17 protein-coding genes and 2 pseudogenes are annotated in these 24462 nt (G+C 67.9%); 5 read left to right on the forward strand and 14 right to left on the reverse strand.

What is annotated here, in order from left to right; translation table 11 throughout:
* Positions 1-17 precede the first annotated feature (17 nt).
* On the reverse strand, positions 18-854 hold the full coding sequence (locus AS97_RS08845; protein ID WP_210564657.1) for an SDR family NAD(P)-dependent oxidoreductase: 837 nt from the start codon (positions 852-854) through the stop codon (positions 18-20).
* A gap of 157 nt (positions 855-1011) precedes the next feature.
* On the opposite strand from AS97_RS08845, the gene AS97_RS08850 reads away from it, so the two are divergent.
* Complete coding sequence (locus AS97_RS08850) at positions 1012-1650, forward strand: TetR/AcrR family transcriptional regulator (RefSeq protein WP_210564658.1); 639 nt, start codon at positions 1012-1014, stop codon at positions 1648-1650.
* A 126-nt stretch (positions 1651-1776) separates the two neighbouring features.
* Here AS97_RS08850 and AS97_RS08855 read toward each other — a convergent pair whose 3' ends face one another.
* Positions 1777-2337 carry a TetR/AcrR family transcriptional regulator C-terminal domain-containing protein gene (locus AS97_RS08855; RefSeq protein ID WP_185930009.1) on the reverse strand — a complete coding sequence of 187 codons (561 nt, stop codon included), beginning with the start codon at positions 2335-2337 and terminating at the stop codon, positions 1777-1779.
* A 78-nt stretch (positions 2338-2415) separates the two neighbouring features.
* Between AS97_RS08855 and AS97_RS08860 the strand changes: the two genes are divergently transcribed.
* Positions 2416-3666: an FAD-dependent monooxygenase gene (locus AS97_RS08860; protein WP_059145416.1), complete on the forward strand. Its 1251-nt coding sequence runs from the start codon at positions 2416-2418 to the stop codon at positions 3664-3666.
* Between the two features lie 111 nt (positions 3667-3777).
* Here AS97_RS08860 and AS97_RS47060 read toward each other — a convergent pair.
* The 8 genes and pseudogenes from AS97_RS47060 to AS97_RS08895 all read right to left on the reverse strand — a co-directional run.
* Positions 3778-4211, reverse strand: a pseudogene (locus AS97_RS47060) (integrase); the annotation flags it as partial.
* 231 nt (positions 4212-4442) lie between these two features.
* Positions 4443-5579, reverse strand: coding sequence for a mandelate racemase/muconate lactonizing enzyme family protein (locus AS97_RS08865; protein ID WP_125759689.1), 1137 nt, complete (start codon positions 5577-5579; stop codon positions 4443-4445).
* Entirely contained in the window at positions 5576-6520 is a 945-nt protein-coding gene (locus AS97_RS08870) for a dihydrodipicolinate synthase family protein (RefSeq protein WP_236670205.1), read from the reverse strand. The genes AS97_RS08865 and AS97_RS08870 overlap by 4 nt, the downstream gene beginning before the upstream one ends.
* Positions 6517-7818 (reverse strand): MFS transporter, encoded by a 1302-nt coding sequence (locus tag AS97_RS08875; protein WP_059145357.1) that lies wholly within the window; start codon positions 7816-7818, stop codon positions 6517-6519. Before AS97_RS08875 ends, AS97_RS08870 begins: the two co-directional genes overlap by 4 nt.
* Before the next feature lie 169 nt (positions 7819-7987).
* On the reverse strand, positions 7988-8626 hold the full coding sequence (locus tag AS97_RS08880) for a GntR family transcriptional regulator (RefSeq protein WP_059145358.1): 639 nt from the start codon (positions 8624-8626) through the stop codon (positions 7988-7990).
* Positions 8627-8820: 194 nt separating this feature from the next.
* Positions 8821-8985 (reverse strand): hypothetical protein, encoded by a 165-nt coding sequence (locus tag AS97_RS08885; protein WP_185930008.1) that lies wholly within the window; start codon positions 8983-8985, stop codon positions 8821-8823.
* A 185-nt stretch (positions 8986-9170) separates the two neighbouring features.
* Positions 9171-10586, reverse strand: coding sequence for a C4-dicarboxylate transporter DctA (gene dctA / locus AS97_RS08890; RefSeq protein WP_210564659.1), 1416 nt, complete (start codon positions 10584-10586; stop codon positions 9171-9173).
* Positions 10583-11701, reverse strand: coding sequence for a PrpF domain-containing protein (locus tag AS97_RS08895; protein ID WP_210564660.1), 1119 nt, complete (start codon positions 11699-11701; stop codon positions 10583-10585). Before AS97_RS08895 ends, dctA begins: the two co-directional genes overlap by 4 nt.
* A gap of 146 nt (positions 11702-11847) precedes the next feature.
* Between AS97_RS08895 and AS97_RS08900 the strand changes: the two genes are divergently transcribed.
* The gene (locus AS97_RS08900; RefSeq protein ID WP_210564661.1) at positions 11848-12753 is read left to right on the forward strand and encodes a LysR family transcriptional regulator; all 906 of its coding nucleotides are present in this window, start codon (positions 11848-11850) and stop codon (positions 12751-12753) included.
* A gap of 686 nt (positions 12754-13439) precedes the next feature.
* Here AS97_RS08900 and AS97_RS08905 read toward each other — a convergent pair.
* Entirely contained in the window at positions 13440-15338 is a 1899-nt protein-coding gene (locus AS97_RS08905) for a beta-L-arabinofuranosidase domain-containing protein (RefSeq protein WP_247204289.1), read from the reverse strand.
* 718 nt (positions 15339-16056) lie between these two features.
* On the opposite strand from AS97_RS08905, the pseudogene AS97_RS08910 reads away from it, so the two are divergent.
* Positions 16057-17710 (forward strand): annotated as a pseudogene (locus AS97_RS08910) (alpha-L-fucosidase).
* 513 nt (positions 17711-18223) lie between these two features.
* On the opposite strand, the gene AS97_RS08920 reads toward AS97_RS08910, so the two are convergent.
* On the reverse strand, positions 18224-19096 hold the full coding sequence (locus tag AS97_RS08920) for a helix-turn-helix transcriptional regulator (protein WP_086710673.1): 873 nt from the start codon (positions 19094-19096) through the stop codon (positions 18224-18226).
* A gap of 130 nt (positions 19097-19226) precedes the next feature.
* On the opposite strand from AS97_RS08920, the gene AS97_RS08925 reads away from it, so the two are divergent.
* Positions 19227-20177 carry an NADP-dependent oxidoreductase gene (locus tag AS97_RS08925; RefSeq protein ID WP_210564662.1) on the forward strand — a complete coding sequence of 317 codons (951 nt, stop codon included), beginning with the start codon at positions 19227-19229 and terminating at the stop codon, positions 20175-20177.
* 458 nt (positions 20178-20635) lie between these two features.
* Here the strand turns inward: AS97_RS08925 and AS97_RS08930 are convergent, their stop codons facing one another.
* Both AS97_RS08930 and AS97_RS08935 read right to left on the reverse strand, forming a co-directional pair.
* Positions 20636-23047 carry a right-handed parallel beta-helix repeat-containing protein gene (locus AS97_RS08930; protein ID WP_210564663.1) on the reverse strand — a complete coding sequence of 804 codons (2412 nt, stop codon included), beginning with the start codon at positions 23045-23047 and terminating at the stop codon, positions 20636-20638.
* Between the two features lie 355 nt (positions 23048-23402).
* The gene (locus AS97_RS08935) at positions 23403-24452 is read right to left on the reverse strand and encodes an aldo/keto reductase (RefSeq protein WP_349017584.1); all 1050 of its coding nucleotides are present in this window, start codon (positions 24450-24452) and stop codon (positions 23403-23405) included.
* Positions 24453-24462 lie beyond the last annotated feature (10 nt).

Consider the following 24462-nt stretch of genomic DNA (forward strand, 5'->3'; position numbering starts at 1 on the left):
TCCGCGAGCCCGCATCCTCATACCGCGTTGATCAGGTCGTGCGTGAGGTGGTGCAGACGCAGTGCGCTGGCCTGGTCAAACGCAGGGCCTTTCAAGGGCAGCTGGTGCGTGGCGCGGTGGGCGGTGAAGCGTTCGCCTGGTGGTTCGTCCAGGAGACAGGCCATCGGCGTGACAGCCTTCGTCACCGAAGCGGCGAACAAGGTGAAGGACGCCTTGGTGAGAGCGCGGAGCGGTTGTGGAAGGTGGCCGGGCATGCCGGTCGACACCACGCCCGGGTTGTAGCCGACATAGCGAATCGGGGTATCGGCATGCAGGACGGCGAAGGCCACGCCGAGCAGGTCGTTGGCACGGAAGGACTGCAGTGTGGCCTTGAAGCCGCTATAGCGGCGCGCCAGTTGCAGATCGTCCCAGTGGATCCGGCCCAAGGGGACACCGGGAGTTGCCACGTTCATAATGACCGGCTGTGACGCGGACTCCAGCACCTTGCGCAGGCCGTGGCTGAGGACGTAGCGGCTCAGGTAGGCGAGGGCGAAGCTATGTTCGAAGCCCTCGCGGGTAACAGTGCGGGAGCCGAAGAGCCGGTACCGCTGGGCGCACAAAACGAGTTTGTCCACCGAGGAACAGGTGCTCTCGACCGCGGCAACCAGATCCCTGGCTGCCGCGACCGACGTCAGATCGGCTCGCAGGAAGGCCGCGCGGCCAACGGCTGAGATCGTTGCCGCCTGGGCCAAAAGGGCCTCACCCTTGGCGGGCGTACTGCCCACGGCGATCACGCGTGCTCCTTGGCGCAGGTAGTGCAGTGCGAGCCCCCTTCCAAGCCCGTCGGTTCCTCCGGTGATGACCACAGTCTGCATCCCTGGCTCTCCTTCCCTCCGAACTGTGCGACGACGGGCGGCACGGCACCCCGAACAACTATCCGGATAACCGATATCCGGTTCCGTCAGGACCGTAGCATGAAGCGGATATGATGTATCCAGTTATGGATCGGTCACGTCGCCGGAAGGGCAGCCCATGGGCAGGCACAGGGGGGAAGAGGAACCCGCCGCGGCGGGGACACGTCCGCTGAGGCGGGATGCCGAACTCAATCGCCAACGCATCCTCCAAGCCGGGCGCGAGGTCTTCGCCGCCCGCGGACTGCAGGCCACGCTCAACGACGTCGCACACCACGCCGGGCTCGGAGTGGGTACCGTCTACCGGAAATTCCCCGACAAGCAGGCGCTCGCGGTGGCGATCTTCACCGAAGAGCTCGACGAGATCGCGGCAATGGCACAAAAAGCCCGCGCCGAGGGCGACGCCTTCACCGCCCTTGCCGGCTTCCTCGAGGGAGCCCTGGGGCGGGCCGCGCATAACCGCGGGCTGCGCGAGTTGATGCGTCACGGCACCGTCGAGGGCACCGGCCTCGCCCGAGCGCGGCGGGAGATCACATCGCACTGCGAGGCCCTCGTGGCACGGGCCCGCACTCAAGGTGCGCTGCGCGATGGGGTCACCGAGACCGACATCGCACCGATCGCCGCAATGATCGACGCCATCATGGCCCTGCCCGGGGAACGGCCCTCCGAGCTGTGGCGGCGCTATCTGGCGATCATTCTCGACGGGCTCCGCGCCCAGCCGCGCCAGACACCGCTGCCCAGTCCTGGCAGCGTCGGCTGACTTCGGCGTTCACGAGATCGCCGACAGAACCTCGAAACGGCCACCCCCTGCTCGGGGATGACCCCACACCTGCTCAGTGGATCTCCCCACCCATCTGGCGTCTGACCCGCGGGACCAGTCAATCTCCTACACCCCGGTGCGGTGCACCAGGCCGTTCAGGATGAGGGCGAGGCCCGCCTCGAACGCCGACGAGTGATCGATCACCGGTACGTCAGCCGGTAGATCCGCGCTGTCACCAGGGCCGGTGTCTGCCTGCTCTTCCAGGACGCTGCCGACCGTGAAGCGGCTAGCCGCCAGCATGGCCATTTGCGCTTCCCGCTCGGGGACGCCGGAGGCGACGAGGAAGTCCATCTTGCGGCGGATCCGGTCGAGGTTGCCGGTGGGGGTGGAGCCGGCGTGGAGCCGTGCGCCGTCCCGGCGCATCAGCAGGGTGCGCCTGAAACTGCGCGTGTTGTCCAGGAACCAGTCGCGCCAGTCGTCATCGGGCGTCGGCAGTGGTGCGGTCGCATGGGGTGTCATCGCCGCCTCCGCCATGGCGGCGAGGAGGTCCTTCTTCGTACGGAAGTACCAGTAGAGCGATGGCTGCTCCACGTTCAGTCGCTTCGCCAGCCGTCTCGTACTGACGGCGTCCAACCCCACCTCGTCGAGCAGGGCGAGCGCCTCAGCGATGACTGCCTCGCGGTTCATCTTGGTCACGTTGACAATCTATCGCTGATAGATGACTCTGAAAAGGAATCTTTCACCGATAGATTTGAGGTGATGGGCATGACAAAGCGATCGAGAACGCAACCCCTGCGGGTCCTCGTCGCCGGTGGTGGTGTCGCGGGACAGGCTCTGGCCTTCTGGCTCACACGGAGCGGCCACCGGGTGACCGTTGTCGAACGCTTTCCGGCACTGCGGGCCACCGGGGCTCAGGTCGATCTCCGGGGGCAGGGCATCGAGGCCGTCAAGCGCATGGGGCTCCTCGACGCCGTCCGGGGCAAGCTCGTGGACGAGGCGGGCGTCGCCTTCGTCGATGCCCGAGGCACGGCCAAGGCGACAATCATGGCCAACACCTCCGGGCGGGGCCGGCAGACCCTCACGTCCGAGTACGAGATCATGCGCGGGGACCTGGTGCGCATCTTGCACGACACGACGAGGGACGACACCGAGTACGTTTTCGGCAAGAGCGTGGACGGCTTCGAGCAGGACGAACACAAGGTCGTCGCGCACTTCTCCGACGGGTCCTCCGGCGAATTCGACCTCCTGGTCGGCGCGGATGGGCAGGGATCACGCATCCGGCGAGCGGTTCTCCCGGAGGGCTTCGACCCGTACTGGCGGGTGGGCATCCACATGGCCTACTGGTTCGTTCCGCGCATCGCGTCCGACGGCAACATCCGGGACACCTACATGGTCCCGGGAGGCCGCCAGATCATGCGCCGCAGCCACAACCCGACCGAGACCCAGGTGTACTTCGTCATACGGGAGGAATCCGATGAAGCCTCAGCGATCCACCGGGCGCCCGTCGAGCGCCAGCAGGAGTTCTGGGCCGACAGGTTCCGCGACGCCGGGTGGCAGACCGAGCGCTTCATCGAGGGCATGAAGACGAGCCCGTTCTTCTACTCCCAGGAGGTCGTCCAGGTCCGTACCGACACCTGGTCCAAGGGCCGCGTGGTCCTGGCCGGCGACGCCGCGCACTGCGCCTCCCCCTACAGCGGCATGGGAATCTCCGGCGGCCTGGTCGGCGCCCATGTCCTGGCTGGTGAGATCAACCGGCACCCGGGCGACCTGCCGACTGCGCTGGCGGACTACGACAGCGTGCTGCGGCCCTTCATCAACGAGATCCAGGGCGAAGTGAATCCGCGCCTTCTGCGCCTGGGCATGCCGATGACCCGGCGTGCGATCGATGTCTTCCAGGCCGCCACCGCGCTGGCCTGCTTCCTGCACGTCCCCGACCTCGCCGCGCGCCTTTCGAAGAAGGACCGCGGCGGCAACTGGCAGCTCCCCGAGAACCCGGCACCGATCAGCGCCGCCTGAATGCGACCGGGCAGCGGAAATCGATGGCCGTCATGACCAGGGCCCGGCCGGTGGCGCGAACTTGTGCCGCTCGAAAATTCGCCGCCGCACGTCCTGCCGCGTATCTGTACTCGTTGATGCGGCGATCCGAGGCCCGGGTCGAGTCGACTCCCCTTGGCTCCGTCGGTACCCCACCGCGGATTCTCTCGGGCCAGCCGCATGACGAGCGACTTGATCGCGGCCGGGGTGGGCGGTCGTCCCGCGCGTCGGCGCGCGGTGTAGTCCCACTTCGCGGCGATGCACCTGCGGTGCCAGGTAAGCAGGGTGCCGGGGGTGACAGGGAAGGAATCGCGCCAGTGGCGTCGGGGGATCAGTGCGGACAGGGCCGCGATCCGGAGCCGGTCGGCGGGTTCATAGCGGACCGGCCCGGCCAGTTGGCGGCGCAGGACCGCGTTCTCGTGCCGCAACACCAGCAATTCTGCGTCCTTCGCCGTCCCGCGGCGGAGGAGCACCGCTGGAACGGTCAGCAGCATCCGGGTCACCTTGCACAGCAAGGAAACGATCACGTGGACAGGGGCCCAGCGGCCTGGCCACACCGCGCCCGTCTGCGGCATGACGTTTCGAGCGGCACAGGATAGCCCCGGGACAGGCGTCAGGTACCGTCCCGAGGCCGGTGCGGGGGATGTGTTCAGCCGACGGCCTTCAAGACCATGCGGCGTTCGGGGTCAGTACGCTTCATGGTCAGCTCCCCGTTGCCCTTCCTGCCCTCTCCCGCTTTCGCGCGCGGAGCCACCTGCTTACATCCATGCGGTCGAACCATCGGGGCGCACGGGCACCCTCCGTTTCCAGGAAACCCAGTCGTCCGTCCTCAGCGCTGCCTCGTCGATCTCAATACCCCAACCGGGACGTTCCGGGCGAAGGTCGAGGTATCCGTCGGCGGGCAGGTAGGGGTCCGGGCACCATGGGACGGCGTCGGGTTTGTACTCCAGGATGCCAAAGTTGGTCGTGGCCGCCGCGAAGTGCACATTCGCCGCGGTCGCCAGCGGCCCCAGCGGGTTGTGTGGCGCCACGGGGACGTAGTGCGCGTCGGCGATGGCCGCGATCTTCAGCATCTGCGTCAGCCCGCCGACGACGCAGATGTCGGGCTGCGCGATGTCGGTGCCCCCCGCGCTCAGCAGCGAAAGGAACTCGTGCGGGGAGTACAGCGACTCTCCCGTGGCCAGCGGTACGGCAAGCTCGCCGCGGATGCGTGACCAGGCTGGGATGTGCTCCGGCCGCAGCGGCTCCTCCAGAAACAGTGGCTCGTTCGGTGCCAGGGCCGCGCCCAGCTCGACGGCTTGCCGGGGCTGCCAGAGGCAGGCGTGTGCGTCGAACGCGAACTCCCAGTCCGCGGGGTGTGCGTCGCGGACCTCGCCGAAGTAGCTGCCGAGCTCCCGCGCCACCCGCCCGAACCGGGTGCGGTGCAGGTCGCTTCGATAGGGGCTGAGCTTGAAGGCGGTGAAGCCGAAGCGTTGGTGCAGCTCCGAGGTGGTGTCCCGGAGTTCGGCGAGGTCGGGGGCTGTGTACAGCCCTGCGTACACGCGTACCCGGTCACGGACGGCGCCGCCGAGCAATTGGTAGACCGGCACCCCAAGCGCCTTCGCCGCGATATCCCACAGCGCGAGGTCGATCGCGGCGATCGCGGCGAGCCCGAGCGCCCCCTGCGGGAAGCGGGAAGACTGGAGCAGAAACTGGTTGACGTGGCTGGGACGCCGAGCGTCCATGCCTCTGATCTGCTCGAAGAGGTAGTCGAGCAGGGGCGGATACGCGAGGTCGGGGCCGTGGTTGTACACCTCCGACCAGCCCTCGACCCCGGAGTCAGTGGTGATCTTCACCAGTACGCGGGGACGGTCCCCCACCCGCTGGAGGTAGGTGTGGAGCGCGTCGATCCTCATGCCACGCGCTCCCTGCCGAGCTGGGGCACAAGGGAGCGCCACGGCTGGATCGCCATGGCCACCTCCCGAGCGAGCGTGGCGGGCAGCGGATGGCTTGGCGGACGGACCTCGCGTCGGCACAGGCCGAGTTGGTGCATGGCCTCCTTGACCACGGAGACGTTGTTCGCCGAGCCGTCCCTGGCCCGCAGCTCCTCGAAGTGCCTGATCCGCTGCCACACCCGGGACGCGGCGGCGTAGTCGCTCTTTCGGAGTGCCGAGAGCATCTCCAGGCACAGGGCGGGGGCGAGGTTGACCAGGCCCGAGGTGAAGCCGCGGGCACCAGCCTGCCAATAGGCGGGCGCGTAGGACTCCGCGAGGCCCGCGATCCACAGTAGTTCGTCGCCTGCCTGCGTCTTCACCGTGGTGAACGTGACGGGGTCGGCTACCGAGTACTTCAGCCCGACCACGTTGGGCGCGCGTTCGGTCAGGCGCGCGATGTGGGCGCCGGAGACGACGGGGTTGGTGAGGTAGGGCAGGACCCCGAGGTCGGGGACGGCAGCGGCGACGGCCGCGTTGTACTCGACCCAGCCGTCGGCGGCCAGATACGGCACCACCGGCTGGTGGATCATGATGGCGTCCGCACCGAGGTCGCGTGCGAAGCAGGCGTCGGAGACAGCGGTGTGCACGTCGAGCCCGACACCGGCGATGATCGTCGTAGTGGCGTCACGGGCCGAGACGACGCTCGCCAGCACGGCACGGCGCTCCTCAGGGGAGAGGGCGTAGAACTCCCCGGTGTTCCCGTTGACGGTGAGCGCGGACACGCCGTTGCCGATCAGGCGGGCGGCGAGCGCCACCGTCAGATCATGGTCGATCTTCCCGTCGGCGTCATAGGGAACGACGGGAATTCCGACGACGGTGCTGAGGCGTTCGGCCAGGCCCGGGTGGTTGACGGAGCCGTTCACGAGGTGGTCCTTTCATCGGGTGCGGCGGGCGTCCCCAGTCCGTCGTCAGGTGCGGCGATCGGCTTGACACGCACCCAGAACAGGTAGATCGAGGCGCTCACCAGACAGCTCGCGGCCGCCCCCAGCAGCGGTCCGACGTAAGAGCCGTTGCTGGAGGTGAGGAACAGGCCGATGGCGATGGGACTGATCAGGCTGCCGATCTGGGAGCCGAAATTCTGGAAGCCGGCGACGGTACCCACGCTCTGTGGAGAGGACGCGACCTCCGCCGGGAGACTGAGGATCGCCGCGCCGGCGAAGGAGTGGGCCGCGCTGCTGACGGTGAGCACGATCATCAGCACCAGGTTGCTCTCGATGAACGGCGCGCATCCGATGCAGGCACTCAGGCCGAGTCCGGCGACGATCGGGACCTTCCGGGCGGCGCCTGGCGACCGCCCGGCCGCCAGCATCCGGTCCGATACGATTCCGCCGAGCACGGTGGATCCGATCGCGATGATCGGCGGAATCGCCCCCACCATGCCGAACTCTGCCTCGGTGAATCCGCGGTCATCGAGCAGGTAGCTGGGATACCAGGTGAGGAAGAACGTTCCAGCAAGCGAGCGGAAAACGTACCCGGTGGTCAGCGCCCAGACCTGGTTATCGCGGAGCAGCGGCCGCCATGACACCGTGGCGTCGGTAGCCTCGGTGGCCACCATGTCGCCTCTATCGGAGCGAATGTGCGCCAGTTCCGTGGCGGAAACCCTCGGATGCTTCTCCGGGGGGCGATAGACCGTGACCCATCCCACGATCCACAGCAGTCCCGCGAGACCGATGACTACGAAGGACATGCGCCACCCGGCGGCGAGAGTCAGTGCCGTCACGATGGGAACAGAAAGCGCCGTACCGATCTGCTGGCCCATGTCGAACAGGCTCGACGCGAACGCGCGCTCTTTGCGTGGAAACCACTGCGAGACAACCTTGACGTTCGCCGGCTGTACCGGCGCCTCACCGATACCGAGGCCGAGACGGAACGCGATGACCGAGCCAACGCCGGTGGCGAGTGTTGTCGCTGTCGTCCAGATCGACCACCAACCGACCGCGATCGGATAGATCACACGGGGGCCGAACCGGTCCAGCAGCCAACCGGAGGGAATCTGGAACAGCGCGTAGGTCCAGAAGAAGGCGGAGAGGAGGACGCCCTCAACCGCGGGACTGATCTTGAAATCGTCCGCCATGAACGGCATCGCCACGCTCAGCGCGGCGCGGTCCAGGTAGGCGATGGAAAGCCCCAGGGCCGAAAAGCCGACTATCGTCCAGCGCATGCGGCTGCGCCGACCAGCAGGCGTACTCCCGGCTGTCGTGGATGGGGTCACGCTAGGATGAAGCATCGTTGCTCCTGAGGGGTGACGTGACGCTCAAAAGAGCGTTTATCCGGGGTGCGGCCTGGGATCTTGGCGGAAAGCGGGCCGCACCTCGTTGTTATCGCGCAGGTCAATCCCTTCTGATCTGCCGATCGATAAAGCCTTGGATATGGCGGTGGACGAGGGCCGCCGCACCATCCGGGTCGCCGTCCACCGCTCTCTCCAGGATCTCGGCGTGCTCCTGGGCTTCCTGCTCCCAGGACGCGATGCGGGACCACGACGACGCCGAAACGAGAGCGGTCTGGTCCCGCAGGCCGTCGAGTGTGCGGACCAGCAAGGGGTTCCCGCACTCGGCATACAGGCCCCCGTGGAAGTCCCGGTTCGCGGTGCTGCGCTCGGAAGCGTCCGCCGCGAGCGCCGCGCGGTCCAACGACTGCTTGGCGGCGGAGAAATCCGCACCCGCCCGGATACTGCGTCGTACCGCCTCCGGCTCCAGTAGCAGGCGCATGTCGTAGATCGCTATCGCGTCCTTACCGCTCAGTCGGCGCACGGTCGCTCCCGCGTACGGGCGGATGACGACGAGCCCGGTGCTCTCCAGTGTTTTCAGCGCCTCACGCACCGGCGTCTTGGAGACCTTGAACTCGCCGGCGAGCTCGTTCTCCACCAGCGGGCTCCCCGGCTCGAACCGACCGTTGAGAATCGCCGCCTTGATGGTCTCCAGTACGTGGGCGGTCCGCGAGGGCAACTCGCCGGGACTGGTCAGCGGCATCGACGGCTCCTGTGGTACACCATATGTCATATACGATGTGAGACTGTAGAACTGATTACCGCTCATGACAAGCCATCTGGCCGAAGGACACCACCTCCGCAGAGTTGTTCGGCGGCCTCGGGGTCGAGGGCATAGGGGGCCACACCGCCGGCGCTTCCGGCCTGGCGGGACTGTGTGTCCCGCGCCGCTTCGGCCTAGTTGCGGCCTTCGAAGTACCGGCCGGACATCCCCAGCTCCCCGCAGACCTGCTTGGCCATGACCGGCGTATCCGCCCGTCGCACCACGTCCATGATCTGCTGGTGGTCCTCCGGCAGTACCGTCTCGTCGGTGCCGCGCTCGCGCTGCGACACCAGCAGCATCGCGCGGCCCGCGACCTGGCCGACGCCCCCAGGCGTCGTCCTGGGACTTGACCAGCGGTTGGAAGACTGGGCGTACCGGCGGGCCAGACCTTCCTGACCAGCCCGGACGGCGAGTACGACGTCGTGTTGAGACGTGGGCGGGCCGGCCCGGAGCATCTGCTCCGGGCCGGCCCGCCCACGCGATATCAGCTTGCGGTGGGCACCGGGTCGCGGGTTGGTTCGGGCATCGCCTCGGGTGCGGGCGTCTGCCTCGGATCGGGCTCGGCTGTCACCGCGGAGGGAGCGGGGGTGGGGGCGTAGGGGATCTCTCCGCTCAGGACGGCCTTGGCGCGGTCCTCGTCGAGCTCGCCCTCCCAGCGGGCGACGGCCAGGGTGGCGACGCCGTTGCCGACCAGGCTGGTCAGGGCGCGGGCTTCGGACATGAACCGGTCGACGCCGAAGATCAGCGCGAGGGCGGCGACCGGGACGTGCGGGACGGCGCTGAGAGTGGCGGCCAGGGCGATGAAGCCGGAGCCGGTGACGCCCGCGGCGCCCTTGGAGGTGAGCAGCATGACGGCGAGCATGGTCAGCTGCTGGGTGAGGCTGAGGTCGATGCCGAGGGCCTGGGCGAGGAAGACCGAGCCCATGGTCAGGTAGATGGCGGTGCCGTCGAGGTTGAAGGAGTACCCGGCGGGCAGCGTGATGCCGACGACCGGTTTCGAGGCGCCCGCGTGCTGGAGCTTGGCCATCATCCGCGGCAGGACGGGCTCGGTGGAGGAGGTGCCCAGGACGATCAGCAGCTCTTCCTTGATGTAGCGCAAGAACGGCAGCATCCGCAGTCCGTTCAGGCGCATCACGGTCCCGAGGACGACCAGGACGAAGAAGAGGGCGGTCAGCCAGAACGAGCCGACCAGCAGGGCCAGGTGGCGCAGGGTGCCCAGACCGTAGTTGCCGATGGTGAAGGCCATCGAGCCGAACGCGCCGACGGGGGCCAGCCGCATGATCCAGCGGATGAGCGTGAACAGGACCGTGGAGAACTTCTCGACGCCCCGGGCGATCCCCAGGCCGGCCTCCCCGCTGGCGTGCAGGCCGAAGCCGAACAGCACCGACACCAGCAGCACCGGCAGGATCTCGTTGCCGGTCAGAGCGCTGACCAGGGTGGCCGGGATGATGGCGAGGACGAAGGCGGCGAAGCCCTCATGGGCCGTGGTCGCCTCCGGCGGCAGGCCCTTGGCGGACAGGGTCGAGAGGTCGATGTGCAGACCGCTGCCCGGCTTGACGACGTTGACGACGACCAGGCCGATCACCATGGCCACGGTGGTCAGCACCTCGAAGTAGACCAGAGCCTTCAGGCTCACGCGGCCGACCGCGCGGGCGTTGCCCATGGAGGCGATGCCGTGGACGACCGTGCAGAAGATGATCGGCGCGATGAACATCTTCACCAGCGCGATGAAGCCGTCGCCGAGCGGCTTGAGGGCAGCGCCGACGGACGGCCACAGCCCGCCCACGGCGGCGCCGAGGAGGACGCCGATCAGGCACTGGACGTACAGGTGGGACAGCATCCGGCGGATGCGGCCCGGTGGTGCGGTGACGGTACCCGGGGCGGCGTCGTTGCGGCTCATGCGGGGCGTCCTTCCAGGACGGGAACGAGGAGTTCGGCTCGGGCGATACGCCGGGCGGCACGGTGCAGCAGCACCGTGGGGGACGCGCCGTCCGGTGCGGGGACGGCTTGGGTGGTGACCACGCCGGCAGGGGTGCCCAGGCGCAGCGTGCCGTCGGCGGTCTGCCGGGCGACGCGGTGGGCGAGGGTGCCAGGGGTGGCGGCGGCCGTGGCCAGGGCCACGGCGGAGGTCAGGCCGATCGCCGGGTGCGGCGCGTGCATGGAGACCATGCGCACGGCCAGGTCGTACTCGTCCTGGTTGACGAGTATGCCCTGTGTGGTGCGATAGGGGGCTGGACGGGCGACGATGCCCGCTTTCGGCACCGCGTGGCTGACCGGATCGCCCTCGCGGGCCAGGCCCATGGCCAGCGCTGCCTGGCGGCGCAGCAGCGTCAGCGCGGGCACGGTGGTGGCGAACGCGGTGAGGGATTCCGTGCCGTCGAGGCCGAACGCCTTGGCCTCGAACAGAGCGGCCGGCGCGCCGGCGTCCACCAGGGATGCCTCGACGGGACCGTCCGGACCGGTCAGCTCGTCCAGTGCCCGGCCGGTCGGCAGTGCGCGGCCGGTCGTCGAGCCCGCCGGGTCCTGAAACCCGAGCAGGACCGGCACGCCCGGCGCGGAGGTACCGGGCACCACGGCCGTGCCCTCCTCCGGGGTCACGCCCGCGGGGGTGGGGATCGTGCCGGTGAGGCGGGCCCCGGTGTTGATGTTGAGCATGCGGACGGTGGTGGTGTCCGACGCGATCGGCACGAGGTTGTGGTGGACGGCGTACAGGGCCACGGCGGTGGCGCAGTTGCCGCAGTTGCTGGCCCACTCCACGCGCTCGTCGCCGATTCCGACCTGTGCGAAGGCGTACTCGACATCCACACCGGCCTGGGTCGACGCCTGTACGACGGCGGCCTTGGATGTGGTGGAGGAGGCGCCGCCCACGCCGTCGATCTGGCGGGGGTCGGCGGCGTTGAAGGCGGCGAGCAGAAGGGCATCGACGTCCACGCCCGTCGCGGCCACGTCGCGGTGGTCGAAGATCCAGCACTTGCTGGTTCCTCCGCGGATCATCTCGCCCTGCAGACGCAGCACAACTGACTCCTCACAGACATGGAAGGGGAAGTCCACCGACGGTCCCGCCGTGCGTGGTGTCCTCCACGGTGGGTGACCGCAGCGTGAAGTACAATCTCGGAAATCTGCATGGCTATTAAGATGAAGTGAACGCTGGAGGAGGCGGCATGCTCGATGTCCGGCGCATCCTGTTGTTCACGGAGGTCGCCCGGCGTGGCTCGGTGACCGCGACAGCCCGCGCTCTCAGCTACACCCCGTCAGCGGTATCGCAGCAGATCAGCCGCCTGGAAACGGAGGCAGGCCAGCTCCTGCTGGAGCGCCACGCCCGGGGTGTCACCGTCACCGACGCCGGACGGGCGCTGGCCGAACGAGGGCAACGGATCGAACGTGAACTGCGGGCCGCGGAAAACGAACTCGCCGACTTCGCCGGCCTGCGCGCGGGCACGCTGCGTATCGGCACCTTCCCAACGGTCGGCGCCTCGCTCCTCCCGCAGGCCGTGATCGCTTTCCGGGACGCCCACCCCGACGTACGGCTGACCGTCCGCAGTGCCCGCATCGCCGGACTCTGGACCATGCTGGAGAACCGGGAGATCGAAATGTCGCTGATGTGGGACTACGACTGGAGTCGAATCGACCGGGAGGACATCGTCGTCACCCGCCTCCTCGATGACCCGCCGGCCCTTCTCGTCAGCGACCACCATCCACTCGCCGGCCGCGACGCCGCCTCACTCGCCGACTTCGCACACGACCCCTGGATCACCCGCGCCGACCATCACCCGGTGGCCGAAGCGCTCGTCCGCGGCTGCCGCGCCGTCGGCTTCGAGCCCCAGATCGCCTACGAGGCCCACGACTACCAGGAAGCCCAGGCCATGGTCGCCGCCGGCATCGGCGTCGCCCTCGCCCCCACTCTGGCACTGGAGGGCATCCGTCCCGGCGTCAACATCCTGCCTCTCCAGCCGTCGGTCCCCATCCGCCGCATCCTCCTGGTTCGCATGGCCGACCACTCGCTCACCCCCGCCGCCCTGACCTTCGCCGGACTCCTCCGCGACGCCGCTGCGGCGCGAACCCTCTGACACCGAACCACGCCCACCGGTCAGGGAACCGTCGCGCTCATCGCCGCCTGCAATCCAGGCCCCGCACTTCGGTGTTGGACCTGAGCAACGGACGGCGGCAAGCAACCCTGGCCATACGTTGGGTTCGGCGGCATGGACCGGAAGGAGCACGGGATCCGAGGTGAGCTTGGCGAGCGTCGTCCCCATGACGAAGAACACGTGGAGACGCTTGAGGAAGACAGTCTCCACGTGCATGAAATCGCAGGCCAGCAGCGTGTGGGCCTGGGCGCGGAGGAAGGAGCGCCAGGTCTGCTGGGAGGCTCGCTGCGGTGCCGTCGGGGCTCGCCTTGGATTCTGACGTATCCGGTCGGCCACCCTTACCGGAAGAGACAGTCGCGCTCATCCAGCGTCTGGCGAGAGAGAACCCCGCCTGGGCGCCGGCGAAGCACAGCGACCTCATGACGAAGCACAAGCATCTCGGCGTTGTTCGCGGCCGACCGGCCCAGCGAAAGAAGGCAGCCCAGTAGCCGGCAGAAGATCAGGCAGAGCAGGCGCAGATCCGCGATCACTGATCATGCCCACATTCAGACGATCGCAAAGCCCCCGGTCAACCACCGTAGGGCAATAAAGACACCCTTCAGGGCCGTTGGCACCTACAACGTCACGATGCCAGCACCCGAGTGAGATCAGGCCGGCCTGATGAGGCGTTACTGGCCGCTGGTGTTCCAGTAGACGTTGTAGTTGTGGCCATGCGCGTCGTGGAACGGGCCCAGTCCGACGGTGGAGCCGTTGGCGGTGGCCGTGAAGGCGAGCGAGCCGCTGCTGGTCCGCGTGATGGAGGACGTGTTCAGGGACGGGAGGGAGGCGAGCGAGGTGTTGCCGTAGTTGCCCGACAGCACCACCGGTCCGTAGGTGATCGCGGCGATGTTCGCGTTGTCGTTGGCCGCCCGCATGATGATCCGCATGGGCAGGCGGACGGTGACCGTGTCGCCGGAGGTCCAGGAACGGGTCAGGGTGGCGTAGCTGCCAGGGGTTGTGGTGATGTTCTGCGTCGTGCCGTTGACGCTGATGGTGGCCCCGGCGGTCCAGCTCGGGATGCGGACGCGCATCGTCCAGGTACCGCTGACGTTTCCGGTGACCTGCAGGGTCGTGGTGTCGCTGACGGGGTACGACGTGGTCTGGGTGACCGTGATCCCCCGCTGTGTCCAGTTGAGCACCGAAGGCATGAACAGGTTCACGATCAGCGTGGTGTCGCTGGAGAAGTAGACGGAGTCCATCAGCTTGGTGTGCATCTCAAGGCCGGTGCCCTGACAGCACCAGAAGCTGTCGTAGTCGGTACTCCAGGTGCCACCGCCCCACGCCGGACCCACGCCACGTCGGCCCCCCGGGTTGAGCGGGGTGAAGTAGGTGACGTGGCCGTGGTTGTCGGCCGGGTTCTGCTGGCCGATCATCTGGTTCAGCCACGCCCGTTCGTAGTAGTCGAACAGCGCGACCCGGTTCGGATCCAGCGTGAACAGCTCCCGGGTGAGCGTGAGCATGTTGTACGTGTTGCAGCTTTCGCACGTGTCGCGGTTCAGGTAAGCGGCGATGGCGTTCGGGGGGCGGAAGTGCTCCGCCTGGCTGTTGCCGCCGATGACGTAGGTGTGCGCGTTGACGCAGATGTTCCAGGCGTTGAAGGCGATGTCCCGGTAGCGGGTGGCACCGGTGGCCTGGTACTCCCGGGCGGCGCCGATCCACTTGGGCACCTGGGTGTTGGCGTGCAGTCCGTTCAGCCGGTCCTGATTGGACGCCAGCGGGTCGAATACCGCGGCGTGGTCGAACCGCTGGGCAGTGGTGAGCCATCGCGAGTCGCCGGTCTGCTGGTAGATGTCGGCCAGCACGGCGTTCATACCCCCGAACTCCGTCCTCAGCACGGACTGCATCTGCCCGCTGCTCAGCCGACCAGTGCGCCAGTCGACCCACCCTGCCAGACCCAACAGCACGTCACGGGCTTGGGTACTGCCCATATAGCGCCACACATCCAGCAGGCCGGCCAGGATCTTGTGGATGACGTAGTACGGCACGTTGCCGTTGGACAGGGTTCCCGCCTCGAGAGCACTGAAATCGGACTCGGGGAAGCCGGACAGGTACCCGGTGTTGAACCCGGCGGCGCCGTTGTTGGCCTGGCACCTGGCCAACTCGGCGACCATATGGGCGGCCTTGTCCCGGCAGGTGGTGTCCCCCGTCACGGCATACACCTGCGCCCATGCCGTGAGGAAGTGCCCCTGCGCATGGGAGCGGAAGGGGAACGTCGGCCCGTCCCACCCGCCGTTGGATGCCGCACCGTTGGTGGACAGCCGGTGGTTGGCCCGGAAGTTGTACAGCAACCGCTCGGCATCGACGAACCGGAGGTAGTTCCGCGTGCGGTTCTGGTTGTCCAGCCATCGGCTCGCGGTCAACTGGACCTGACCGAATGCGAAAGGATGGGCGGACACGCCGATGTCGGCCCGGCCGGCGGTGCTTGCCGCTCGGGCGGGCGAGGATCCGATGACGGATTCCGCGGCGGAGACCGCGGCCGTGGCCCCGGTCGCCTGCAGCAGTCGTCGTCGACTGATGGAGGAGGACATGTGCACCCTTCCCGTGGTCAAGGAAAGCGGATACGTCCAATGTGTCGCGCCCGGCGCCGACCCGTGTCGCAGGGCTACAGGGTCGCCCCCGTTCGGGCCCTCCCGCTCCAGGAGGGCGTGTGAGCGGCCACACCACTGGATGATTCTGGCGGCCGCGCCGGGAGTGTCAATACCTGACACCACATCAGTCGTCCCGGTTTCGTCGGACCAATCACCAGGGCCGGGTGAATGAGGGCAACGGGGAGTGGCAACCGGACCGGGGATGCCGGTCGCTCGGCGGCGGAGTGCGCGGTCACCTGCCGTCGGCCGAAATGAGCGAGGTTCCCGACCGGCTCAGCGCCCGCCACCTGCCGATTGCCGCCTCGTTCGGGGACATGGGCCGGGGTGGGCGGGCCGGTTTCCGGTCTCGGGTGACGCGAGAGGTGTTGACGTCTGCGCCGGGCCGCCTATTATCCATGCTTGTCCGACGACCCGTATACTGTTCGACATTTCGAATAGGAACGGTAGACAGGTTCACGCTCGGCCCCACAGGCGACTACAGCCGTGCCCGGTGAGGTTCCCCCGCGCCATCCGTGCCGGAATTCGACGGCACAGATGGCGTCCGGGTGGTTGCTCCCGGCCGTCACCAACGGAGCTTCCGCATGCCCGCTTCTCTCGAGCGCGCCTGGACCCGCGACGACCGCGGGCTGATCCACACCCCACCAAGGAGGTTCCGCATATGTCCTCTTCAGGAATCAGCCGTCGCAACGTGCTGGTGCTGACCGGTCTCACCGGGGCAGCGACCGCCGGCCTGTTACGTGGCGGCGTGGCCCATGCCACGGAAGGTCCGAGCGGCTACACCCCGAGCTGGTCCTCGGTGGACCAGCACCCGCCGGCGCCGGAGTGGTTCCAGGACGCCAAGTTCGGCATCTACTACCACTGGGGCGCCTACAGCCTCCCGTCGTTCGGCAGCGAGTGGTACCCGCGTCTGATGTACAAGGCCGGCGACGGCTGCAACACCCATCACAAGGCGACGTATGGCGACCCCTCGGCGTGGCCGTACCACAACTTCATCCTGGGCGCCCGGGACAAGGCCGGCAACTTCGTCCAGTTCGCTCCGAAACTGAAGTCGGCGGGCGGCAACTTCGACCCCGACGAGTGGGCCCAGCTGTTCGCCGACGCCGGTGCGAAGTTCGCCGGGCCGGTGGCCGAGCACCATGACGGGTTCTCCCTGTGGAACAGCGCCGTCAACGAATGGAACTCAGTCGCCAAGGGCCCCGGACTCGACCTGCTGCGGCTGCACGCCGACGCGATCCGCAGGAAGGGCCTCAAACTGTGGGTCTCCCTGCACCACGCTTACAACTTCCTGGGCTACTTCGACAGCGTGCCCGCCCAGTCGGACAGCGGTCTGAAGAAGCTGTACGGTCAGCTCGGCCGGGCGGCGGAACAGCAGCTGTGGCTCGACAAGCTCAAGGAAGTCATCGACGGATACCAGCCCGACATCCTCTACCAGGACTTCGCGCTGAACCAACTCGACGAGTCGAAGCGGCTGGAGTTCCTGGCCTACTACTACAACCGGGCGGTGGCCTGGAACAAGGATGTCGTCGCCACCTACAAGGACGGCTTCAACAACAAGGGCGAGGTCTATGACTTCGAGCGAGGCGGGCCGGCCGACATCCAGACGCCGTACTGGCTGACGGACGACTCCGTGTCGAGTTCGAGCTGGTGCTACACCACGGGGATCGGCTACTACTCGCTGAAGGCACTTCTGCACGCTCTGCTCGACCGGGTCAGCAAGAACGGCACCATGGTGCTGAACGGCCGGGACCTATGTCGACCTGCCGAACCGCAGCCAGGACGGTTCGGGTCTGCGCATCACGATGCCGTCGGCGAGCGCGCCGTTCAGCGCCCCCGCCTACGTGTTCAAGCTGACCTTCTCGGGACAGATCCCGCCGCTGAAGGCCGGTCCGCTCCCCACCAGCTGGGTGAAGATCGGCAATGTCGCCAACGGGCTGGCGCTGGACAGCGGAGGCGGTGTGGCCTCGGGGTCCGTGGTCAAGCAGTGGACCTTCACCGACGGTTCCGCGAACCTGCAGTGGCAGTTGGCCGAGGCCGGCAACGGGTACCACCGCATCGTGAACCGGACCAACGGCATGGTGATCGACAGCCTGGGAGACGCGACCGCCGGCGCGAACCCGCGACAGGCGGCCTGGAGCGGCAGCAACAACCAGCAGTGGAAGATCAGCGACATCGGCAATGGCCGCTACACCATCGCCAACCGCAGCACAGGCACGTATCTCGACTCCGGCGGCGACGTCAGCGTGGGCACAGCCGTCAAGCTCTGGCCCGCGGACAGCAGCTCCAACCTCCAATGGAGCATCACCTCCATATAGCCCTGGTGCGACGACGCGGGCGTGGCCGGTGCCGATGCGAGGGCCGGCCACACCCACGCCGCTCCCGCGGTCGCAACCCACGATCACTGATCACGCCCATACTCGGGCAATCACAAAGCCCCAGGTCAACCACGGTACGGCAATAAAGACACCCTTCAGGCATCGCCAACATCACCTACGGCCGTGGCTATGCCGACTCGTTCCCCAACAGCCGCTTCGTGCCCATCCCCGACGCTGGTCACTTTCCGCAGATCGAGCAGCTCGGACAGACCCTTGAGGCCATCGGTGACTTCGTCGACACTGTCGTCAAGCCCGGCCTGGCCGACTGACTCCGGGGGCTCGCTCCGACCCGCAGGATGGCCGACCCGGTCCGCGCAGCCGTACGGCGTACGGGCCCCGTCGGCGCCGGGCAAATCACGGGTGCCATGACGTCTGACCGCTGAACGGCGGTGCAGATCTGACGCACGCACCGGCCACCGTCACGCGGGAATCCGTGGCGAGCAGGCCGGTGTGTCACGGTTGCCGGGTGGCCGCCGATGTCGTGCCGGGTGGGTCGAGCAAGCCGGCCAGCAACTGGAGTCGTTCGTCGTCCGGGCCTCCCGGCTCGGCGGTGTAGGTGATGAGCACCGGGCCGGGAGTACCGGGCATCGGGTAGGCGTCCCAGTCCAGGTTCAGCTCGCCGACCAGCGGGTGATTGACACGCATCCGGCCGCGGGTGGCATCTTGGACGTCGTGGCGTGCCCACAGTGTGGCGAACTCGTCGCTGCGGACGGCGAGTTCGCCGACGAGTCGCACGGCGCGCGGGTGCCCCGGGTCGGCGGCGATCTGGGTCCGCAGCATCCCGGTCAGCTCGGCGACGGTGGCCGCCCGGTCCGGGCACGCCTGGTCGGCTTCAGGGTGCAGCAGCAGCATGAGCAGGTTCCGTTCGGCCCGGTGAAGCCGGGTGAACTCGCCGAGCAGGACGCCCGCCAGCGGGTTCCATGCCAGGACGTCCAGGAAACGGCCGACGACCAGCGTGGGCGTGGTCATGGTGCCCAGCAGCCGCAGCGTGGTGGGCGGTACCTCCTCTGGCGCGCGGTGGTGTGGGCCGTGGGCGGGCGTGCGCGCGGCGGCGGCGAGGCTGTGCAGGTGGCGGGACTCCTCGGCGGAGAAGTTGAGAGAACGTGCCAGAGCGTCCAGGACCTGTTTGGAGGGCCGGACGTCACGTCCCTGCTCCATGCGCTGGTAGTAGTCCGCGCTCACACCGGCCAGCAGGGCCAGTTCTTCCCGCCGCAGCCCGGCGACGCGGCGCCTCGGGCCGGGTTCCAGGCCGACATCCTGTGGGAGCAGCCGGGTTCGGCGGGTTCGCAGGAACTCGGCGAGTTCACGTCGGGGATGCTCAGTCACGGCGTCAGTATGCCCTGGGCGCCGCTCTTGAGGGTGGGACTGCCAGACCCAGGACAAGGAGAACGACCGTGACGCCGCGTGCAGGGTCCAGCATCGGATTCACCACAGTCGGCCACGGAAGGACAGCGACATGAGGGCCGTTCAGGTCATGAGCTACGGTGCGGCGGACGTCCTGCGCATCAACGAGGTCGCCCGTCCCGCACCCGGTGCGGGCGAAGTACTGATCTCGGTCGAGGCCTCCAGCGTGAACGGACACGACGTGATCGTCCGCGCGGGAGGGCTGAAGATGATCTCGGGACGCCGGTTCCCGATCGGTGCTGGGCTGGACTTCGCGGGCGTCGTCGCCGCGACCGGCGCTGATGTCGAGGGTTACCGGGCTGGTGACCGGGTGTGGGGCATGGTGCATCCCCGGCAGCGGCACATCACCGCCGGGGCGGCCGAGTACGTTGTGGTCCCCGCAGACCGGATCGCGCCCGCCCCGGAAGGCATTTCGCCGGTTGAGGCGGCCTCCCTGGTCGTCGCGGGCTCCACGGCGTTGATCGCGCTGCGCGACAGCGTGCGTCTCACCAGCGGGGAACGGGTTCTGGTCCGGGGCGCGGCCGGAGGCGTTGGCACGGCCGCCGTGCAACTGGCGCACGCAATGGGCGGCCGTGTGACCGCGCTCGCTCGCGCCCGCCACGCCCGGCTCCTTGGCGACCTGGGTGCCGACGAGGTCCTCGACTACGGCTCCACCACCTCGGAGCGGATCGGCCCCTTCGACGTCATCGTCGACACCGTAGGCTCGGAACTCAACTGCTATCGAAGCCGGTTGGCCAAGGGCGGCCGGATGGTCACCGTCGGGCTGTCCGGTTCGGCCCTGGCCGCGATCGCCGCGTCGAGCGTGTACGGTGCCCGCCGCATCCGCACTTTCAGTGCCAACCCCGAAACCGCCGTGCTCCGTGATATGGCCGGCCATGTCGCGTCGGGTGCGCTGCGCCCCGTGGTCGACAGCGTGTATCCGCTCGCGGAGATCGCCGCCGCGCACCAGGCATTCGAGCGTGGCGGCGTCCTGGGCAAGCACGTGGTCGCGGTGACCGCGTAGCTCCGTCGTTCTCGTGAGCGTCCGGTGTGACGGACGCTCATACAGCCGGCGATGCCGACGGCTGGTTGCAGCGCGATCAGCGGGGTGACGAACCCTGCACCTGCCGCTGACCGGTTGGCCGACAGGGCGTAGGCGCACTCCGTCTCGTTGCCGCGTCGGCGGCCGACGGCACCATGCGCTTGAACAATTCCCACGGCTCGTCCGGTACTGGACGCTCACCGATTTGAGCGCTGGGAGACCATCGAGACCCAGCGAATGAGATGAGCTGTAAGCCAACCGGCCGTGTGGGGCGGGCGTACGCCCGCCCCACACGGCCGGTTGGCCGACCACAGGTCACACTGGGTGCTGTGGTCCTCTCGTGCGCCCGCCGCCAGAATCCGTGCACGTGAACCGTCGGTCTGCCGACGCGCTCCAGAGCACCTTGCCGGGCCTAGCGCCGACCCACCGAGAGCGGCTACCTACGGCGTCGTCACGGCTGTGACGGCGCTGGAGTCAAACTGGTTGATCGCTGACTGGGTCACGTCATGGGACGTGGAGAAGATGCCGGCGTCCTGTTTTGCTGCGGCCGAGGCCAACGTCACGGGCTGACCGATCGGGACATAGTTCGCGCCGTCGTAGGAGTACGAGGCTCTGAACGAGGTGCCGGATCGGGTGAGCTTCACCCAGACGGGGCGGAAGACGTCGACACTGGCGCGGGCGTCGGTGTCCAGGTACCCGTCGCCGTCGGTGTCCCACTGGAACACGACGCCGTTGCGAGCGGTGACCGCGACGACGGCATACCCGGCCGATCCTCCCGCCTTGGTCATGTCGTTGCGGACCATGACACCGGACTTGGCCCAGGCGTTGGCGTCGTTGACCGACACCACTCGGGTGGACACGCTCGAGCCGGCCTTGAACGCGCCAGCCCGATAGATCGAGCCGAATTGGTCGTCACGCTGACCGCCGGCACCCCATACGTCGGCGCCGGCCGCCGCGATCCCGAATCCATCCCCGCTCTGGCCGAAGTACGACCTGACGGCCGAACCACCCGCAGTCGCGAAGCCGCCTGCCACCGGTGCGTCGACTTCGCACCCGCTGAAGCCGAACTGGTTCGCGTTGAGCGATGTCCGGTACTGCGGCGCGACACCCGCCTGGCAGATCACGTCGCGTGCGCCCGAGGGCCAGTTGGCACCGGCGACCTTCACGTTGTTGATCAGCTTGTTGTTGTGCGCCTCGGCGTTCGGTGTGGAGGCTCCACCCGAGTTGTACCAGTTGTTCTGGATGACGTTGTCACTGGTGTTGTTGCGGAGGCTGTATGCGTTGGTGAAGAGGAAGGAGCCGCCCTGGACCACGTTGTTCTCGTACGTCATCGAGCGCGAGCCCTCGTCGAGATAGAGGCCGACTCCTGAGATGTTGAACAGGTAGTTCTTGGCGACCACGGTTCCCGGGCTGGCGGAGAGGTTGTAGACCGATCCGCCGTCGGCGAAACGTGCCTTCGTGTTGTGCACGAGGTTGCCCTCGATGCGGTTGTTCTTGAGCGTGGTCGGCGTCGAGTACAGCGTGTTCCACTTGTAGTAGCCACGGTCGACGTAGTCGTTCGACCCCCCGGCGTCGTTGATGCCCCAGCCGTAGCCGGTGTCGATGCCGTCATAGGGAACGTTGGAGACCTCGTTGTGCAGGATGCGGGCGCCTGTGACGTAGGTGCTGAGGATGCCGCTGTTGTCCTTGTAGTCCACCGCCACGCGATTGATCGTGTTGTTGGCGATCAGGATGTTCTGGTTGGCCATTCTCGGGTCGCTGGGGTGGTGCGCGTCAGGCAGTACGCCGCCGACCGCTATGCCGTGCCCACTGTTCTCCGTGAACCGGTTGCCGACCACGTCGATGTCGCCGGCGCCCAGCCCCACGCCGGTCCTCGTGGCGTTGGCGTCGTTTCCGACGCCCAGCGCCGACTGGCCGAGGTTGGTGAACGTGTTGCCGGTGAACGAGATGCGGCTGGCGGCGGAGACCTGCACGGCCGCGGGCTCCTGGTACCAGCTGGTGCGCGCTCGTTCGAACATCTCGCAGCCGCGCGAGCAACTGGTGAACGCGTCGGCGGGGCGGTACTTGTAGGCGCCCTTGATGAAGAGACCGTTCTGCTGATCCGCGTACCCGTCGGTCGAGGGGCCGAGCCAGGAGGTTCCGGAGAACTGGATGCCCTCGAAGGCAAGACCGGTCACCGGCTCGTCGTACGTCCCGCCGATGCTGATCAGTGTCTCCAGGCGGGGCAGCTCGATGTCGAGCCGGTTGGGGTCGACCCCGTCCGCCGGCTTGTAGTAGAGCTTCCCGGCGCCCGGATCTATGTACCACTGGCCGACCTGGGTGAGGAACTTCAGTGAGTTGTCGAGGTACCAGCTCGGTCCGGCCAGGAATGAGTTCTGGACGGTGTCCCAGCCCCACGTGTTGTTGTCCCATGCCGGTTGCGCCATCGTGATCTCGGTGGCGCTGATGCTCTGAACCGGCGAGTAGCGGTTCGTGAAGTCGCCGAGGGACTCGAACTCGATGCGCCCCTGGTCGGGGAGCGTGGCGAGGTAGCTCAGTGCCGGGTTCTTGATGGTGAGGCCGGTTGCGGTGGGAGTGACGTCCGCGTTGGCCAGGCGGATGGCGGCGCGAGGGGCGATCACGCTGTTCACGTATAGCTGGCGGGTGTCGAGGCCGCGGGGGGTGTCCGCCTCCCAGATGCCTGACCCTGCCTCGGACTTGGACCAGCCGGTGACCTTCGAGGCGCCTGTGATGACGGGGTGGGCGCCCGGGGCGGCGGTCCAGTGGACGGTGTGGTCGCCGCCGTCATCGCCGGGTCCGAACCGGAGAGGCTCGGAAAGGCGATAGGTGCCGTCGGCAAGCTGAACGGTCACGTCACCTTGCTTGGCGGCCGGGCCGGCCACATGCTGAGCGCGCTTGAGCGAGCACGGCTGCGACTGGCCGCAGGGTCCGGAGTCCTTGCCGTCCGGTGCCGCGAAGTACACCGTGCGAGGCGCGGCTTGCGCCTGGAGGGGAATGAGCGCTGAGGCGATGACGGCGCAGGCGCCGAGCGTCGCAAGGAGCCCTGCCCTGCGCCTCCACCGCGCGCTCACCGAGCGTGTCGAGTCTGACGTGGATGTCATGTTCGATCGCTTCCTGTGACTGGGGCCTTGATGCCCGCCACAGGGTTAGCATACGTATGATGTTTGCCACAAGAATTCGTACGATGTTTCCTTGGGCCCCGGGGCGCTAGCGTGTGCGGGCGGGGTCCGGGACGAGTCCTGTGAGGTGCAGCTCCTCCCACAGTGCCTCCGGGATCACCGCCCGATACCGCGCGGCATTGCCGCGCACGTGCTCCTCGGTGCGCATCCCTGTCACCACCGAGGTGACCGCGGGATGGCGCAGCGGGTACTGGACGGCGGCGGCGGGAAGCTCCACGCCGTGTCGCTCGCAGACGGCGGCGATGCGGGCAGCGCGTTCGACGACGGACCGCGGCGCTGCCCCGTAGTCGTAGGACGCCGAGCCGTCCACGGCCGTACTGCTCAACAGCCCGGAGTTGTAGACCGCCGCGGCGACGACGCCGACGCCGCGGGCGCCGGCGAGGGGCAGCAGGTCGTCCAGTGCCGATTGATCGAGGAGAGTGAACCGCCCGGCGACCATCACCACATCGACGTCGGTCCGCCTCACGAACTCGGCCAGCATCGCCGCCTCGTTCATGCCGGCGCCGATGGCACCGACGACGCCCTGGTCCCGAAGCTCGGCCAGAGCGGCGATCCCGCTCGATGATGCCGCCCCCCAGTGGTCGTCCGGATCGTGCAGATAGGCGATGTCGAGCCGGTCCGTCCCGAGCCGCGCCAGCGACTCCTCGACGGAACGAAAGATCCCCTCGCTGCTGAAGTCCCAGACCCGTCTCTTCGCCGCCGGCACGACGAACCCGTCGCCGTCGAGCCGGTGAGCCGTGGCGGGGCTGTCCACGAGCAGACGCCCGACCTTCGAGGAGATGACCACACCTTGTCGAGCGGTCGCACGCAGGGCGTCCCCCAGGCGGCGTTCGGACAGCCCGAGGCCGTAATGCGGCGCGGTGTCGAGGTAGCGGATCCCTTCCTCGGCCGCGGCTCTGACGGCGCGACACGACTCGTCGTCGGTCGTCTCGGTGAACAGATTGCCGAACTGGGCTGCGCCCAGGCCCAGTTCCGTGAGCCGGTGCCCGGTACGCAGGCCCCGGGCGGGCAGCGTCTTTCCCGTGGATGCGTGGTCGCGTGGCGGTTGCTTGCTGGTCACGAGGTCGAGTTCTACCATGACAGCATAC

The sequence above is a fragment of the Streptomyces sp. AgN23 genome (genome assembly GCF_001598115.1).
Classification (GTDB): Bacteria; Actinomycetota; Actinomycetes; order Streptomycetales; family Streptomycetaceae; genus Streptomyces; species Streptomyces antimycoticus.

What these genes read in the sequence shown, in the direction of transcription:
- AS97_RS08845 (WP_210564657.1), bottom strand. Translation starts at nt 854, where the DNA reads ATGCAGACTGTGGTCATCACCGGAGGAACCGACGGGCTTGGAAGGGGG.
- AS97_RS08850 (WP_210564658.1), top strand. Translation starts at nt 1,012, where the DNA reads ATGGGCAGGCACAGGGGGGAAGAGGAACCCGCCGCGGCGGGGACACGT.
- AS97_RS08855 (WP_185930009.1), bottom strand. Translation starts at nt 2,337, where the DNA reads ATGAACCGCGAGGCAGTCATCGCTGAGGCGCTCGCCCTGCTCGACGAG.
- AS97_RS08860 (WP_059145416.1), top strand. Translation starts at nt 2,416, where the DNA reads ATGACAAAGCGATCGAGAACGCAACCCCTGCGGGTCCTCGTCGCCGGT.
- AS97_RS08865 (WP_125759689.1), bottom strand. Translation starts at nt 5,579, where the DNA reads ATGAGGATCGACGCGCTCCACACCTACCTCCAGCGGGTGGGGGACCGT.
- AS97_RS08875 (WP_059145357.1), bottom strand. Translation starts at nt 7,818, where the DNA reads ATGCGCTGGACGATAGTCGGCTTTTCGGCCCTGGGGCTTTCCATCGCC.
- AS97_RS08880 (WP_059145358.1), bottom strand. Translation starts at nt 8,626, where the DNA reads ATGCCGCTGACCAGTCCCGGCGAGTTGCCCTCGCGGACCGCCCACGTA.
- AS97_RS08885 (WP_185930008.1), bottom strand. Translation starts at nt 8,985, where the DNA reads ATGCTGCTGGTGTCGCAGCGCGAGCGCGGCACCGACGAGACGGTACTG.
- dctA (WP_210564659.1), bottom strand. Translation starts at nt 10,586, where the DNA reads ATGAGCCGCAACGACGCCGCCCCGGGTACCGTCACCGCACCACCGGGC.
- AS97_RS08900 (WP_210564661.1), top strand. Translation starts at nt 11,848, where the DNA reads ATGCTCGATGTCCGGCGCATCCTGTTGTTCACGGAGGTCGCCCGGCGT.
- AS97_RS08905 (WP_247204289.1), bottom strand. Translation starts at nt 15,338, where the DNA reads ATGTCCTCCTCCATCAGTCGACGACGACTGCTGCAGGCGACCGGGGCC.
- AS97_RS08925 (WP_210564662.1), top strand. Translation starts at nt 19,227, where the DNA reads ATGAGGGCCGTTCAGGTCATGAGCTACGGTGCGGCGGACGTCCTGCGC.
- AS97_RS08935 (WP_349017584.1), bottom strand. Translation starts at nt 24,452, where the DNA reads ATGGTAGAACTCGACCTCGTGACCAGCAAGCAACCGCCACGCGACCAC.